This window comes from Citrobacter sp. L55, assembly GCF_002850715.1.
GTDB classification, from domain to species: Bacteria; Pseudomonadota; Gammaproteobacteria; order Enterobacterales; family Enterobacteriaceae; genus Citrobacter; species Citrobacter braakii.
The window spans coordinates 414,681-429,498 of sequence record NZ_KZ559400.1; the positions used below are offsets into that span (position 1 = coordinate 414,681).

Below are 14,818 nucleotides of genomic sequence, written 5' to 3' on the forward strand. Positions count from 1 at the left end.
AGATAGTAATGCGTGCACTGTATGATTCAAAAAGCAAAACGATCGACGATCGAGGAATGAAATCTCTGCTCGCGCAGCCAGCGCGGGTACAGTCATGGCTCGATGTTGAAGCCGCCCTGGCTCAGGCACAGGCCGGACACGGCATGATCCCCGCCAGCGCCGCAGTCAATATTACCGCTAACTGCCACGTGGATAAGATTGACCTGACGGAAATGGAACGCCTGCTGCGCGAGATTGGTCACGGCTTCGTTCCGGTCATCAAAGTGCTGGTCAAAGCCTGTGACAGTGAAAGCGGAAAATACGTGCATTACGGCGTCACCACGCAGAATATTCAGCAAACAGCACAGCTTTATCTGGCAAAGCAGTTCGATACCATCATGCAGGGTTTTGTGGACGATATTCTGCATAACCTGGCAAAGATGGCATCTGACCATAAAGCAACGATTATGGCCGGACGTACCCACGGTAAGCACGCGCTGCCCATCACCTGGGGCTATAAAGCCGCCGTGTGGATTGATGAGTTACTGAGCGCCCAGCAGCGCATGCGGGAAGCGGAAAAACGCGTCTTTACCGTGATGATGGGGGGAGCCGTGGGCGCCTTCCACGCAACCGGTGAAACCGGCCGCCGGGTTCAGGATAGCGTTGCCCAAAAGCTGGGAATGCATTCAATGGCGATTCCCTCCCGCAACTCGCGCATTTACCGCACTGAATACATTAGTAATTTGTGCCTGCTGGCGACGACGTTACACAAAATAGCCGAAGAGGTTTATCAGACCTCAAGCGAAGAGTTTGCCGAAGTTTCAGAAGCCTTCACTAAAGGCACCGTTGGCAGCAGCACCATGCCGCAAAAAGTGAATCCTAAACTGGCGAAGGGGATCATCGCCAACGCGCAGAAATTGTACTCAGTATTGACCTCCTGCCTGTATGTCAGCCCACGTCCCTTCGAAGCAGACAGCTCCGCTTACTTTATCTTTGACGGTAATATCCAGGAGAGTATGGAGCTAATGGCTGAGATTGTGATGCGAGCCGAAGAGTTGACGCGAACGCTGGTCATCAATCCTGGTCGTATGCGCCAGAATGTGCAGTTAACGCATGGTCTTATTAATAGCGAAAAAATCATGATGCAGCTGGTGGAAAGGCTGGGCAAAGATGCCGCACATGAACGCGTCTACCAACTGGCAATGCGCAGCACGCATGAAGGCATCCCCTACGCTGATGTGCTGCGTGGTGACCCTCTTATTCGCCAGCACTTTAGCGACTCAGAAATTAATACGCTGCTGGATCCTGCTCACTATATCGGCCTTTGCGCAGAAATCGCCGAGGAAACGGCCGCTCGCGTATGGGAGAAAGACAATGGCTGATCCCCTGCTTTCTCTGGCAAGTGAACGCATTGTCACCCCGAATGGAATCGAAAGCGGCTATCTGCATATTGAAAGCGGGCGTATTTCTGGCCTCGACAGTACGCCACGAGGGGAAATCGTCGATTATCGCCATGCCATGCTGATGCCCGGTTTTGTGGATATTCACGTTCACGGCTGGGGGAGAGGGTCGTTTGCCTGGAGAGGTGAACGCCGTTCTTTGCAGGCGATGAGCCGGGATCTGGTTAACGCCGGGGTTACCGGGTGGCTTGCAACATCAGCCACCCAGCCGGAAACGTTCTTGCTGGAGAGTCTTTCCACCGCCGCGGACTGGATTGCAGACGCAAAAGCGGAAGATGGTGCCGAAGCGGTGGGTATTCATATGGAAGGCCCCTTTATTAACCCTGCATACAGCGGAATGCAGAGCAAGGACGCGATTCAACCACCCGGTATCGAAGGATTCAAACGCTATCAGCACGCCGCGAGGGGAAATATCCGTCTGATGACGCTCGCACCTGAACTGCCGGGCGCCCTGGCGCTAATCCGCTATTTACGCCAGTCAGGCGTCACCGTGTCAGCCGGTCATACCGACGCCACCTTTGATGAAACCACCCTCGCCATTGAAGCCGGTTTAACCCACTTTACCCATGCCTTTAGCGCCATGCGCGGGCTGCATCACCGGGAGCCTGGCGTGGTGGGGGCGCTGATGTACCATCAGAATACGTATGCCGAGGTGGCAAAGCAGAGCGGGATTACGTTGCGACCAGAAGTGTTCGACATTCTCTATCGGTTGAAAAAAGATCGCCGGTTGGTCATGGTCAGCGATTGTCTGGGATATGTGGATTTTCCCGAAGGATCTGAATTCCACCATTACCTGCGCCAGGAGACGTTTCGCATTCACAATCATTGTCTTGAAATCACCGACCACAGCGGAAAGACCCGAACGGTTTCACCCACGGAATGGTCCGAAGTGTGCAAACTGGAGATGAGCTTTCTGGACTCCGTGAAAAATGTGGTCGACAGGCTGGAAAAAGGCTGGGTTTCAGCCGCGCAGATTGCCTGCCTTAATCCGGCTATCCTGGCGGGTGTTGACGCGAGAAAAGGCAGCCTGACGTCAGGAAAAGATGCCGATATTCTCGTGTTGGGTGCAGAGTTAAACCTGGAAGCCGTCTGGTGTCGCGGCGTTTCGCAACCTCTGGCTAAATAAAAATATCACTGTAATGCGTATCAAGAAAAATTTTTAACGCCTCCTGGCTCATTCCCTGAACCTGCTGAATAAAGTCCTCAGCAGGTATTTTTTTGCGCGCGGAGGGAAGTCCATTTTCGCGTAATAACAGGAGATCGTCCTGCGTGAGCCAGAAATTCACTTTGACATAATCCAGCCCGGCGTACCGGAGATGACTCGATATCTTGTTTGTAAAGGTAATCAGCAGGTCGAATTCGAGCTGCTGAAGCCGCGCAATCTCATTGATGTTGATGCAGGCGGGGATTTCAATATGGAAGCGGGAGAAAAGCATCTCTTTAAAATAGCCGACTTTACTCTCTGACGAGTTCGTCACAATAATGACCCGCTTTTTCTTATCGCCAACAACCCGATTTTTGAGCGCATACTTTTTGATAATCAGCACCAGGGTTGCCAGGTGAATAGCAGAAAAGGTCGTTTGCCAGTTATGTTCAATCTCTTTCACCGCATACTGGACATGTTCCCATAGCTCAGGATAGCGTCGCTGGACATCATGGAGCTTTTTATCATCGAACCAGAGATGAAATTTATTCTGGATGATGGCGGCATAGATAAAATTATAAATCTCCGCAAACCAGGCGTGCTGATTGTGAATGGTGTTTTCCAGACATCCGGCTAAAGCGTGACAGGTGCGCTTAACGTAAGAGACCAGCCGGGCGTCGTATAATGTGAAGGGGCGATGAGTAAACGTCAGTGAAGCAATCAGCAGATCCAGACAGATATTTTCATCCGCATCAGGCAATACGGCATAAGCAAAGGTTGTCAAAAACTCAGCCGCCGAACTCTCCGTAATTCTGTGTCCCCTGCGGATACGGTGCAGAGCAAGGCTAAGATAGACCAGTAAGTATTTTCTGCCGTTATATCCCAGGGCGATGACCGGACTGATTTTATCTTCGTAATAGTCTGCCGCCTGGTTTATCTGTGCAGCACACTCATGAAGAAACTGTTCGGCAATCGAACGGCCTGTCGGCTCATTGGCCTGGTGGGCGATAAGTCGGTGATCCTCACCAATTTCAACCGTTTTTAGTATCGTCATGCACGCCGCCAGCCGCAGCTGGAACTCATCCCCCGCAAGCCGGGAGCCCTTACGCGGGATACTTTGCACAATCAGATCGCGTTCCTGCACCAGGCTCATCATGACGGGATTATCATTTTTTACCGTTCCCGCACTGACATAAAATTTTTTGTAATAATCATTTTTATTCACCACATCGTGCAAACAGAGCGCCACAAAGAGATCCTTCACCCTCTCTTCTGCCGTAGTGATATAGCGATTAAACTGGACGCGCGCTAAAAACTGTCGGTATTCGCTGTAGCCAATCCGGGTGGTAATAAACTGATTATCCTGATGTAGCTGGACATTTTCTGGCAGAAGTTCATTGAGCTCTTTCATTGTCCGTTTTAGCGTGGAGAGCGTTTTACCGAAACGCTCGACGGCCTCTTCAACGGAGAGCGGACTGTTGTCCTGGAGATATTTCAGGAAAGAGAGATCAAAGTGATTCATGAACGCCTGCCAGTTAATTATGCAGGGCACATAATAGAGGAAAAGCTCAAATAAAACCGTGACCCGTCGCGAGTCACGGTTGATTATAGCCCCATCGCCGTGCCTGCCAGTAGCCAGAGATTGAGCGCCACGACCAGTATCACAATGACCCAGCCAATCTGTTTAACGCAACGACGATTGACCAGATCCCCCATCAGCTTACTGTCACTGGTGAAGATCAGCAGCGGCACCAGCGCCAGCGCGATACCAAAACTGAGCAACACCTGACTCATCACCAGAATACGGGTCGGATCCAATCCCATCAGAATCACAATAAATGATGGCATCATGGTGACGGTACGGCGTACCCATAGCGGAATGTGAAAACGGATAAACCCTTGCATCACCACCTGCCCCGCCAGCGTACCGACCACGGTAGAAGAGAGTCCCGCAGCCACCAGGCTTAAACCAAACACCGTCGCTGCAGCGTGACTCAACAACGGTTCAAGTGTCAGATACGCCTGATCGAGATCGGCAATACCGGTATGCCCGCTAAAATGAAATGCAGCGGCAGCCGTCGCCATCATCGCCAGATTGACAAATCCGGCAATCGTCATGGCGATAGCCACATCCCATTTAGTGGCCGCATAGCGCTGTTGGCGTGTTCCGCCGTGCAAATGCTGAGTTAAGGAAGAGTGCAGATAAATGACGTGCGGCATGATAGTCGCACCGAGCACCCCAGCGGCCAGGAACACCGCTTCGGAATTAGGCAGGCTTGGGATCACCATTCCCTTACTAAGCTGCGCGAAGTTCGGTTGGGAAAAAACCAGCTCCACAATGTAAGCCGCGGCCACAAATAGCAGCAGGCCGCCAATCACCTTTTCCAACGGTTTTTGACCGCGACGCTGCAGCATCAGAATTAAGAACGTCGCGATACCGGTGAGTACGGCCCCTTGCAATAAGGAAACGCCGAGGATCAGTTTGAAGCCAATCGCAGCGCCAATAAATTCAGCAAGGTCTGTTGCCATAGCGATAATTTCTGCCTGCACCCAGTAGAACCACACCACCGGGCGAGGATAATGATCGCGAATTTGCTCCGCCAGGTTTTTACCCGTAGCAATGCCGAGTTTTGCCGACAGCACCTGAATCAGCATCGCCATCAGGTTTGCCCAGACCACCACCCACAGCAATTGATAACCAAAGCTGGCCCCTGCCTGGATATTGGTGGCGAAGTTACCCGGATCGATATAACCGATCGCCGCGATGAACGCAGGTCCCATTAATGCGAGCTTCAACTTGCGCGCTGCCCGCCCACTGCTACTCTCAACGCGATCGTTAGTCATTTTAATGCCTCAGAAACATAGCCTTTGCTATGTTTCAAGCTACGCCTAATGAGAATGATTATCAAATTCATTTTAATGGGTGACGTTGATTTCTCTGATAGCGTTTGTCTATGGATCGATAAGGATTCTGGAAATACTGGCGAGATGTTTAATTATTGTTATGAGAATAGCACAATGACATAACTTTTCACTTCCATACTAAACATAACGGAAGTGTATCACCGATCACTAATTTTGAATCTCGTCACAGGTCCTTATTATAGTGTGTGTTTGATCTCGTTTTCTTTATGGTTGTTACATAGAATGTGCACGAAAACTAAACCTGCCTCATATTTGGAGCAAATATGGACCGCGTTCTTCATTTTGTCCTGGCCCTTGCCGTGGTTGCGGTACTCGCACTGCTGGTAAGCAGTGACCGTAAAAAAATCCGCATTCGTTATGTTATTCAATTGCTTGTTATCGAAGTGTTACTGGCATGGTTCTTCCTGAACTCTGATGTCGGTCTGGGCTTCGTGAGAGGCTTCTCCGAGATGTTTGAGAAACTGCTCGGGTTTGCTAATGAAGGGACTAACTTTGTCTTCGGTAGCATGAACGATAAAGGCCTGGCATTCTTCTTCCTGAAAGTGCTTTGCCCGATCGTCTTCATCTCCGCCCTGATCGGTATTTTGCAACATATCCGCGTACTGCCGGTAATCATCCGCGCGATTGGTTTCCTGTTATCCAAAGTAAACGGTATGGGCAAACTGGAATCCTTCAACGCCGTCAGCTCTCTGATCCTGGGTCAGTCTGAGAACTTTATCGCCTATAAAGATATTCTCGGCAAAATGTCTCGCAACCGTATGTACACCATGGCAGCAACGGCGATGTCGACCGTTTCCATGTCTATCGTCGGCGCGTACATGACCATGCTGGAACCGAAGTACGTGGTTGCGGCGCTGGTTCTGAACATGTTCAGCACCTTTATCGTGCTGTCGCTGATCAACCCTTACCGCGTTGATGCCAGCGAAGAAAATATCCAGATGTCTAACCTGCACGAAGGCCAGAGTTTCTTCGAAATGCTGGGTGAATACATTCTGGCTGGTTTCAAAGTGGCAATTATCGTTGCGGCGATGCTGATTGGTTTCATCGCACTGATCGCTGCCCTGAACGCCCTGTTCGCCACCGTGACCGGTTGGTTTGGCTACAGCATCTCTTTCCAGGGCATCCTGGGTTACATCTTCTACCCGGTTGCATGGGTAATGGGTGTGCCGTCCAGCGAAGCGCTGCAGGTGGGCAGTATCATGGCGACTAAACTGGTTTCCAACGAATTCGTTGCGATGATGGATCTGCAGAAAATCGCCGCTACGCTCTCCCCGCGCGCAGAAGGCATCCTGTCCGTGTTCCTGGTTTCCTTCGCTAACTTCTCTTCCATCGGTATTATCGCTGGTGCGATTAAAGGCCTGAACGAAGAGCAAGGTAACGTGGTTTCTCGCTTTGGTCTGAAGCTGGTGTACGGCTCTACGCTGGTGAGCGTACTGTCCGCATCTATCGCCGCACTGGTGCTGTAAGCGTAAGACAACGTCGCAGTAATAAGACCGGGGAGATTAATATTCTCCCCGGTTTTTTTATGCCTGCGATTCAGCAAACCGAAGAGATAAAGAGTAAGAACTGGCAGGATGCAGAAACAAAAAACCCCCGCTTTTCAGCGAGGGTTTAAATTTTGGTGGAGCTAAGCGGGATCGAACCGCTGACCTCTTGCATGCCATGCAAGCGCTCTCCCAGCTGAGCTATAGCCCCACGATGCTTTTACGTACGTACCAAATTCATTGGGATTAAATTTGGTGGAGCTAAGCGGGATCGAACCGCTGACCTCTTGCATGCCATGCAAGCGCTCTCCCAGCTGAGCTATAGCCCCATTACGTAAAGTTTGTCGAGTTGACGGGCGGCATCATATGAATTCCCTTCGCGTGTGTCAACGGCAAAATTAACTCATAGAATTCAATCGCTGAAAAAGCAGTCAAATGAAGAACATTGCGTAACAACTCGCATTCAGTAGTTAAACGCGTCACGGTTTCTACTAAAATGGTGCTATAAAATGAACCACTAATTAACCCCACGACTATTCAGGGAATCGTTATGTTCAAGGAACGGATGACGCCAGAAGAACTTGCTAATCTGACCGGATACAGCCGACAGACCATCAATAAATGGGTACGCAAAGAAGGTTGGGCGACATCACCAAAACCAGGCGTTCAGGGCGGTAAAGCCCGGCTGGTTCACGTCACCGAACAAGTTCGTGAATACATTCGCAGCGCTGAGCGTTCAGCCGAAGGTTTATCAGATAACTTATCGTTATCCGGCGATACCTCTGTTGAAGCGCTGCTGATTAGGCTCGCTAAAGAAATGACGCCGACAGAACAGAAAATGTTTACCTCACTGATCCTGCGTGAAGGCATTACGGGTTTATTACAGCGTTTAGGGATCCGCGAAAACAAATAATATGAAAAAATTACGCAGCAAAATGACGACCGAAGAGCTGGCGGAATGTCTCGGGGTTGCCAAACAAACCGTCAATCGTTGGATCAGAGAACAAAACTGGACTACCGAAAAGTTTCCCGGCGTTAAAGGTGGTCGTGCCAGACTGATTCATATTGACTCCAGCGTCCGCGCGTTTCTGCTCAATATTCCCGCTTTTCGCAAAGTTCCTGAAGTTTATCAGGCTGAAGAACCGCTGGCAGAATACACCCACGTAGTACGCAGCCACGCGTGTCGCCAGATAATTAGCGCACTGGACAACATGTCCCCAACGGAACAAGAAAAGCTGGCGATGTATATTTCGCGCGAAGGTATTCGCACTTTTCTTACTCGTTTGGGTATTGATGAGTCTGAATAACAGGCAAAAAAAACGGCAGGATACGCTCCTGCCGTTATTTCATCGGTCAATCAGTCTTATTGCTGGCTTTCACGCTCAGCAATAAACGCCAGCGCTTTATTAATACGCTCAATGCTGCGGGATTTACCAATCGCATGCACCGTAACGTCTAACGCCGGGGACTGACCCGCGCCGGTAACGGCTACGCGCAGCGGCATCCCGACTTTACCCATGCCAACTTCCAGCTCATCAGCCGTTGCCTGAATCGCATGGTGCACGTTTTCTGCCGTCCACTCGCTAATCGCAGCCAGCTTGTCACGAACCACTTCCAGCGGCTGACGTGCAACCGGGCGCAGGTGTTTCTTCGCTGCATCAGCGTCGAACTCGGCAAAGTCTTCGTAGAAATAGCGGCAGCTCTGTGCCATCTCTTTCAGCGTTTTGCAGCGCTCACCGAGCAGTTTAACCAGCTCTGACAGCTGCGGGCCTACGCGGGTATCGATATTTTCCTGCTCAATGTGCCACTGCAGATGGGTTGCTACATATTCCGGCGCCAGCGCATTAATATAGTGATGGTTCAGCCACTGCAGTTTTTCAGTGTTAAACGCACTCGCAGACTTGCTCACCGCACCGAGGGAGAACAGTTTGATCATCTCTTCACGGGTGAAAATTTCCTGATCGCCACTGGACCAACCCAGACGCACCAGATAGTTCAGCAGCGCTTCCGGCAGGTAACCGTCGTCGCGGTATTGCATAACGCTGACCGCACCGTGACGTTTGGAGAGTTTTTTACCATCGTCACCGTTGATCATTGATACGTGTGCGTAAACTGGCACCGGCGCGTTCAGCGCTTTCAGGATATTGATCTGACGCGGAGTGTTGTTGATATGGTCTTCCCCACGAATAACGTGGGTGATTTCCATATCCCAGTCGTCGACAACAACGCAGAAGTTGTAGGTCGGGGAACCGTCGGTACGGCGAATGATCAAATCATCCAGCTCCTGGTTGCTGAATTCGATCGGCCCACGGATCTGGTCGTCAAAAATAACGGAACCGTCCTGCGGGTTGGCAAAACGTACCACGCAAGGTTCATCAGCAGCATGATGCTCGTGGCCGTGGCGGCATCGGCCGTCGTAACGCGGCTTCTCACCGTTCGCCATCTGCTCTTCGCGCAGCGCGTCCAGACGCTCTTTAGAGCAGTAGCATTTATATGCGGTGCCTGCTTCCAGCATTTCATCAATCACCGCGTTGTAGCGATCAAAACGTTTGGTCTGGAAGTACGGGCCTTCATCCCATTCCAGATTCAGCCAGTTCATGCCATCCATAATGGCTTCAATAGCTTCCGGAGTGGAGCGTTCGAGATCGGTGTCTTCAATACGCAGCACAAACTCACCGCCATGGTTGCGTGCAAAAAGCCAGGAATAAAGAGCAGTACGCGCACCGCCGACGTGCAGGTAGCCTGTCGGGCTTGGCGCGAAGCGAGTTTTGATTTTCATGAAATGGCCTTACGTTTATAAAGATGCCGACAACCGGCAAATCCAGGGAAGATTATCAGGCTCGTATTCTATCACCGTGGTCTGATTCCTCAATGTTGTTCAGGTTGGAACATTACGCTTTGCCATTTTCGTATACAAATCATGCCGCACGGACTGTTTTGCGATCGTTTTGTTTAAATTTACGACGAACGAACAATTTCTTTAGAAAATGCGTTGACTCATTTTCAACTCTCCCTATAATGCGACTCCACACAGCGGGGGTGATTAGCTCAGCTGGGAGAGCACCTCCCTTACAAGGAGGGGGTCGGCGGTTCGAACCCGTCATCACCCACCAACTACTTTATGTGGTCTCCGCCGTGTAAAACAAGAAATTGAGAAGTGGGTGATTAGCTCAGCTGGGAGAGCACCTCCCTTACAAGGAGGGGGTCGGCGGTTCGATCCCGTCATCACCCACCACTTTCTCGCCAGCTGGATTTCTTGTTAAAATGTGAAGTACCGAAGTGGGTGATTAGCTCAGCTGGGAGAGCACCTCCCTTACAAGGAGGGGGTCGGCGGTTCGATCCCGTCATCACCCACCACTTCGGGTCGTTAGCTCAGTTGGTAGAGCAGTTGACTTTTAATCAATTGGTCGCAGGTTCGAATCCTGCACGACCCACCAATGTAAAAAGGCGCCCTAAAGGCGCCTTTTTGCTATGCAGAGAAGAACCATTTCCCCTCTGATAACCATCAGCGTGAGCGTTATAACTGATACAACGGATCGCGGGCGCGGGCTGCGGTTAATTCACTGGCCTGCATACGTACCACATCCCACAGCGCCTGAGCAGCGGTTGATAAAGAGCGGTTTTTACGTCGGGCCAGCATCAGTTGCCGTTCAACAACCGGCGTCAGGCGCTTAACCTGCAAGTGACTGCCCTGCGGTAAGGGGAGCGCCAGCGCGGGCAGCACGCTGATGCCAATCCCCGCCTCAACCATCGGAAACAGCGTGGCGGGATGGCCAATCTCCTGAACGATATTGGCATCAATGGAAAAATGGGCCAGCGCAGCATCGATCAGCGGTCGACTACCGGAAGCATAATCCTGTAGCACCAGGCGTTCGTGGTACAAATCCTGCCAGTTCACCCACTCTCGTTGGGCTAACGGATGATCCTGGCGACACAGCAGCAGGAACGGTTCGGACAGCACGGCTTCACACTGCAAATCGGTGACTGCGCCGGGATCAATCACAATGCCAAAATCCACTTCTCCCTGGCGAATACTCTCCAGCACCCACTGCTGTGGCCGGTCGTGCAGCACAAAATCGATAGCCGGATAAAGCTGATTACTCTGGGCAATACACTGCGGAATAAGATGAGCAGAGATCGTCTGGCTGGCGGCAACCCGCACCGTGCCGGTTAACTGCGTTCCTACCTGTCCGGCTCGCGCAGCGTGCTGTGCAATTCATCCAGAATACGTTCCAGCCGCGCCGCCAACTGGTGTCCGGCCTCCGTCAGTACCACTTCCCGCGTCGTTCTGTCCAATAACCGCACACCCGTTTGCCCTTCCAGCTCTTTGACACTATGGCTAACCGCCGACTGGCTTAAGCCGATGATATCCCCCGCCCGGCTAAAGCTTTTGGCTTGAGCGACGGTGACAAAGATACGCAACTGACGCAGAGAGTAATTCATCTATTCGATTCATATATGGATGCAATAAATCAATTTTATTTCTCAAACGGAAAAAAGCAAAATGTTACTACCGAATTTCAGGAGTCTTTATGAAACTTTTTCGTATTCTTGATCCGTTCACGATAACGCTGATTACCGTTGTTTTACTGGCGTCCTTTTTCCCGGCCGAAGGTGGTTTTGTGCCTTTCTTTGAAGGCTTAACCACCGCCGCCATTGCCCTGCTGTTTTTTATGCACGGGGCGAAACTCTCGCGTGAAGCCATTATTGCCGGTGGTAGCCACTGGCGTTTGCATCTGTGGGTGATGTGCAGCACGTTTGTTGTCTTCCCGGTTCTCGGCGTTCTGTTCGCCTGGTGGGCGCCGGTCAACGTTGACCCGATGCTGTACACCGGTTTTCTGTACCTGTGTATTTTGCCTGCCACTGTGCAGTCGGCCATCGCTTTTACGTCGCTGGCGGGCGGTAACGTTGCCGCCGCCGTTTGTTCTGCTTCGGCCTCCAGCCTGCTGGGTATTTTTCTCTCCCCGCTGCTGGTAGGGCTGGTGATGAATATGCACGGCGCAGAAGGCAGCCTGGAGCAGGTGGGAAAAATCATGTTGCAGCTGCTGCTGCCGTTCGTGCTGGGTCACCTTTCACGTCCGTGGATTGGAAACTGGGTTTCTCGACATAAAAAATGGATCGCGAAAACGGATCAATCCTCTATTTTGCTGGTGGTGTACTCCGCCTTCAGTGAAGCCGTCGTTAACGGGATCTGGCACAAAGTGGGGGTGGGTTCACTGCTGTTTATCGTGGTGGTCAGCATCATACTGCTGGCAATCGTGATTGGCATAAATGTCTTTGTTGCGCGCAAATGCGGCTTTAACAAAGCTGATGAAATCACCATTGTATTCTGCGGTTCGAAAAAGAGCCTGGCGAACGGGATCCCAATGGCAAATATTTTGTTCCCGACTTCGGTGATTGGGATGATGGTGCTGCCGTTGATGATCTTCCATCAAATACAGCTAATGGTGTGCGCCGTGCTGGCGCGTCGCTACAAGCAACAGACGGACGCATTGCAGGCGCAACAGAAAAGCCGCGCCGCGAAGGCTTAAAGAGGACGTTTCAGGGGCTGCACCAGTTGCGTCAGCCCCTCAGTTTTAATCAGCAGCGTGATTTGCATCAGCTCGCCAAGCTTGCCCGGCGGGAATTCATCCTTACGGGCAAACCACAGCAGATACTCTTCCGGGACATCAATCAACCGACGCCCTTTATATTTGCCAAAGGGCATCACAGTATTGGCGATGTCAACCAGCTGCTCTTTTTCCATCTCAGGCACCCAGTAAGCGGATCATTTCAGCTTCATCGATCACGGCAATACCCAGTTCCTGTGCTTTTGCCAGTTTCGAACCCGCCGCTTCACCGGCAATCACCAGATCGGTTTTCTTCGACACGCTACCGGCCACTTTTGCACCCAACTCGGTCAGTCTCGCTTTGGCGTCATCGCGCGACATCTGGCTCAGGCTCCCGGTCAGCACCACCGTTTTACCTGCGAAGGGGCTGTCGATTTCTTCAGCGTTAATGACCACCGGCGCTGGCCAGTGGATCCCCTGCGCCAGCAGTTGAACAATCACCTCGCGGTTGCTCTCTTCGGCGAAGAAATTAAACACGTGCGTCGCCACCACAATGCCGACATCCGGCACTTTTTGCAGCTCTTCAATGGAAGCGGCTTCCAGCGCGTCGAGCGTGCCAAAATACGCCGCCAGACCTGCAGCCGTGGCTTCGCCGACTTCACGAATACCCAGCGCATAGAGGAAACGAGCAAACGTGGTTTCTTTCGCTTTTTCCAGCGCGTTGACCACGTTTTGCGCCGACTTCGGCCCCATACGATCAAGCCCCGTCAGTTTACCGGCGGTCAGGGTGAAAAGATCCGCCGGCGTGTGGACATACTCTTTCTCGACCAGTTGATCGATAATTTTGTCGCCCATACCGTCAACATCGAGCGCGCGGCGGGAAACAAAGTGTTTCAGCGATTCCTTACGCTGTGCTCCACAGATTAAACCGCCGGTGCAGCGAGTAACCGCTTCGCCTTCCACACGTTCAACATCAGAGTTACAAACCGGACAATGCGCTGGAAACACAATTTCGCGGGTATCTTCCGGGCGTTCAGAAAGCACGACGTTCACCACCTGCGGGATGACATCGCCCGCACGGCGAATGACGACTTTATCGCCAATACGCAACCCCAGACGCTCGATTTCATCAGCGTTATGCAGCGTTGCGTTACTGACCAGCACCCCGGCAACCTGGACCGGCTCAAGGCGGGCGACGGGCGTAATCGCCCCGGTACGTCCAACCTGAAACTCAACATCGCGTACGAAAGTCATCTGCTCCTGCGCCGGGAACTTAAAGGCCACAGCCCAGCGCGGCGCGCGGGCAACAAAGCCCAATTGCTCCTGCAACGCCATAGAGTTGACTTTGATCACCACGCCATCGATATCAAATCCCAGCGTTGGTCGGTCTTCTTCAACCTTGTGATAGTAAGCAAGTACTTCCTCCGGGGAGTCGCAAAGCGCCACTCTGTCGCTTACCGGCAGGCCCCACTCTTTAAATTGCAGCAGGCGGCCCAGGTGGGTATCTGGCAGCACGCCGCCTTCCAACACACCAACGCCATAGCAGAAGAAAGTAAGCGGTCGCTTCGCTGTGATACGCGGATCGAGCTGGCGCAATGAACCGGCCGCTGCGTTACGCGGGTTAGCAAACACTTTGTTGCCAGTGCGGCGGGCCTCTTCGTTAATTTTTTCAAATCCGGCCTGCGGCAGGAACACTTCACCGCGCACTTCCAGACGTGAAGGGATGTTTTCGCCACGCAGTTTTAACGGGATCGCGCGAATGGTGCGCACGTTAGAGGTAATGTCCTCACCCGTAGTGCCATCACCACGCGTTGCGGCGCTGACCAGCACACCGTTTTCATACAGGATACTCACCGCCAGGCCGTCCAGTTTCAGTTCACAGCACCAGGTCAGTTTATCGGTACTCTTTAGCCTGTCCTGCACGCGCTTGTTGAAGGCGAGAAAACTCTCTTCATCAAACACGTTATCCAGCGACAGCATCGGCACTTCATGGCGAATCTGGCTGAACGCGGTTAACGGCGCGGCGCCAACGCGTTGGGTTGGCGAGTCGGGGGTAACAAGGTCCGGATGCTGCGCTTCCAGCTCGCGCAGTTCGCGCATCAGGCGATCGTATTCCGCATCGGGAATTTCCGGCGCGTCCATCACATGGTAGAGATACTCATGATGGCGAAGCGTGGTTCGCAGTTCTGTCAGTTGTTGTTCGATTGATTCCATATCGCACCATCAATGATAAAAAACCCCCGACAGGCGGGGGTTTAGAAAGGAAATGTCACGCCA

Annotated in this window: 11 protein-coding genes, 6 tRNA genes and 1 pseudogene; 10 read left to right on the forward strand and 8 right to left on the reverse strand. The window is 52.0% G+C overall.

All coding sequences use genetic code 11. From position 1 onward, the window contains the following. Nucleotides 1-8: 8 nt before the first annotated feature. Nucleotides 9-1,361, forward strand: coding sequence for a class-II fumarase/aspartase family protein (locus B9P82_RS06420; protein WP_101700110.1), 1,353 nt, complete (start codon nt 9-11; stop codon nt 1,359-1,361). After that, a complete protein-coding gene (locus tag B9P82_RS06425) occupies nt 1,354-2,565 on the forward strand; it encodes an N-acetylglucosamine-6-phosphate deacetylase (protein ID WP_101700111.1) in 1,212 nt (403 codons plus the stop codon). Before B9P82_RS06420 ends, B9P82_RS06425 begins: the two co-directional genes overlap by 8 nt. Here B9P82_RS06425 and B9P82_RS06430 read toward each other — a convergent pair. Further along, nucleotides 2,558-4,105, reverse strand: coding sequence for a BglG family transcription antiterminator (locus B9P82_RS06430; RefSeq protein ID WP_101700112.1), 1,548 nt, complete (start codon nt 4,103-4,105; stop codon nt 2,558-2,560). The genes B9P82_RS06425 and B9P82_RS06430 overlap by 8 nt on opposite strands. 83 nt (nt 4,106-4,188) lie before the next feature. Then, on the reverse strand, nt 4,189-5,427 hold the full coding sequence (locus B9P82_RS06435) for an Nramp family divalent metal transporter (protein ID WP_016153911.1): 1,239 nt from the start codon (nt 5,425-5,427) through the stop codon (nt 4,189-4,191). Nucleotides 5,428-5,771: 344 nt separating this feature from the next. On the opposite strand from B9P82_RS06435, the gene nupC reads away from it, so the two are divergent. Continuing rightward, nucleotides 5,772-6,974 carry a nucleoside permease NupC gene (gene nupC, locus B9P82_RS06440; protein ID WP_016153912.1) on the forward strand — a complete coding sequence of 401 codons (1,203 nt, stop codon included), beginning with the start codon at nt 5,772-5,774 and terminating at the stop codon, nt 6,972-6,974. Nucleotides 6,975-7,127: 153 nt separating this feature from the next. Here nupC and B9P82_RS06445 read toward each other — a convergent pair. Further along, nucleotides 7,128-7,203, reverse strand: a tRNA-Ala gene (locus tag B9P82_RS06445). 42 nt (nt 7,204-7,245) lie between these two features. Beyond that, a tRNA-Ala gene (locus B9P82_RS06450) sits at nt 7,246-7,321 on the reverse strand. Nucleotides 7,322-7,542: 221 nt separating this feature from the next. Between B9P82_RS06450 and B9P82_RS06460 the strand changes: the two genes are divergently transcribed. Then, nucleotides 7,543-7,905, forward strand: a complete 363-nt coding sequence (locus B9P82_RS06460; protein WP_016153913.1) for a YfeC-like transcriptional regulator — start codon at nt 7,543-7,545, stop codon at nt 7,903-7,905. Nucleotide 7,906: 1 nt separating this feature from the next. Continuing rightward, on the forward strand, nt 7,907-8,299 hold the full coding sequence (locus B9P82_RS06465; RefSeq protein ID WP_016153914.1) for a MerR family transcriptional regulator: 393 nt from the start codon (nt 7,907-7,909) through the stop codon (nt 8,297-8,299). Nucleotides 8,300-8,355: 56 nt separating this feature from the next. Here the strand turns inward: B9P82_RS06465 and gltX are convergent, their stop codons facing one another. Then, a complete protein-coding gene (gltX, locus tag B9P82_RS06470) occupies nt 8,356-9,771 on the reverse strand; it encodes a glutamate--tRNA ligase (protein ID WP_005130009.1) in 1,416 nt (471 codons plus the stop codon). 258 nt (nt 9,772-10,029) lie between these two features. On the opposite strand from gltX, the gene B9P82_RS06475 reads away from it, so the two are divergent. From B9P82_RS06475 to B9P82_RS06490, 4 genes are all read left to right on the forward strand, one after another. Then, nucleotides 10,030-10,105 (forward strand) — tRNA-Val (locus tag B9P82_RS06475). Between the two features lie 46 nt (nt 10,106-10,151). After that, nucleotides 10,152-10,227: transfer RNA gene (locus B9P82_RS06480), tRNA-Val, on the forward strand. A 46-nt stretch (nt 10,228-10,273) separates the two neighbouring features. Then, a tRNA-Val gene (locus tag B9P82_RS06485) sits at nt 10,274-10,349 on the forward strand. 4 nt (nt 10,350-10,353) lie between these two features. Beyond that, nucleotides 10,354-10,429 (forward strand) — tRNA-Lys (locus tag B9P82_RS06490). A gap of 80 nt (nt 10,430-10,509) precedes the next feature. Here B9P82_RS06490 and B9P82_RS06495 read toward each other — a convergent pair. After that, nucleotides 10,510-11,435, reverse strand: a pseudogene (locus B9P82_RS06495) (LysR family transcriptional regulator). Between the two features lie 89 nt (nt 11,436-11,524). Here B9P82_RS06495 and B9P82_RS06500 point away from each other — a divergent pair. Beyond that, nucleotides 11,525-12,523 (forward strand): bile acid:sodium symporter family protein, encoded by a 999-nt coding sequence (locus tag B9P82_RS06500; protein WP_016153920.1) that lies wholly within the window; start codon nt 11,525-11,527, stop codon nt 12,521-12,523. Here B9P82_RS06500 and B9P82_RS06505 read toward each other — a convergent pair. Further along, entirely contained in the window at nt 12,520-12,738 is a 219-nt protein-coding gene (locus tag B9P82_RS06505; RefSeq protein ID WP_016153921.1) for a DUF3820 family protein, read from the reverse strand. The genes B9P82_RS06500 and B9P82_RS06505 overlap by 4 nt on opposite strands. A gap of 1 nt (nt 12,739) precedes the next feature. Further along, entirely contained in the window at nt 12,740-14,755 is a 2,016-nt protein-coding gene (gene ligA, locus B9P82_RS06510) for an NAD-dependent DNA ligase LigA (protein ID WP_101700114.1), read from the reverse strand. Between the last annotated feature and the right edge of the window lie 63 nt (nt 14,756-14,818).

Coding starts and splice junctions, on each gene's coding strand:
- nupC (WP_016153912.1), top strand. CDS start 5,772: ATGGACCGCGTTCTTCATTTTGTCCTGGCCCTTGCCGTGGTTGCGGTA.
- B9P82_RS06435 (WP_016153911.1), bottom strand. CDS start 5,427: ATGACTAACGATCGCGTTGAGAGTAGCAGTGGGCGGGCAGCGCGCAAG.
- B9P82_RS06430 (WP_101700112.1), bottom strand. CDS start 4,105: ATGAATCACTTTGATCTCTCTTTCCTGAAATATCTCCAGGACAACAGT.
- B9P82_RS06505 (WP_016153921.1), bottom strand. CDS start 12,738: ATGGAAAAAGAGCAGCTGGTTGACATCGCCAATACTGTGATGCCCTTT.
- B9P82_RS06465 (WP_016153914.1), top strand. CDS start 7,907: ATGAAAAAATTACGCAGCAAAATGACGACCGAAGAGCTGGCGGAATGT.
- B9P82_RS06425 (WP_101700111.1), top strand. CDS start 1,354: ATGGCTGATCCCCTGCTTTCTCTGGCAAGTGAACGCATTGTCACCCCG.
- gltX (WP_005130009.1), bottom strand. CDS start 9,771: ATGAAAATCAAAACTCGCTTCGCGCCAAGCCCGACAGGCTACCTGCAC.
- B9P82_RS06500 (WP_016153920.1), top strand. CDS start 11,525: ATGAAACTTTTTCGTATTCTTGATCCGTTCACGATAACGCTGATTACC.
- B9P82_RS06420 (WP_101700110.1), top strand. CDS start 9: ATGCGTGCACTGTATGATTCAAAAAGCAAAACGATCGACGATCGAGGA.
- ligA (WP_101700114.1), bottom strand. CDS start 14,755: ATGGAATCAATCGAACAACAACTGACAGAACTGCGAACCACGCTTCGC.
- B9P82_RS06460 (WP_016153913.1), top strand. CDS start 7,543: ATGTTCAAGGAACGGATGACGCCAGAAGAACTTGCTAATCTGACCGGA.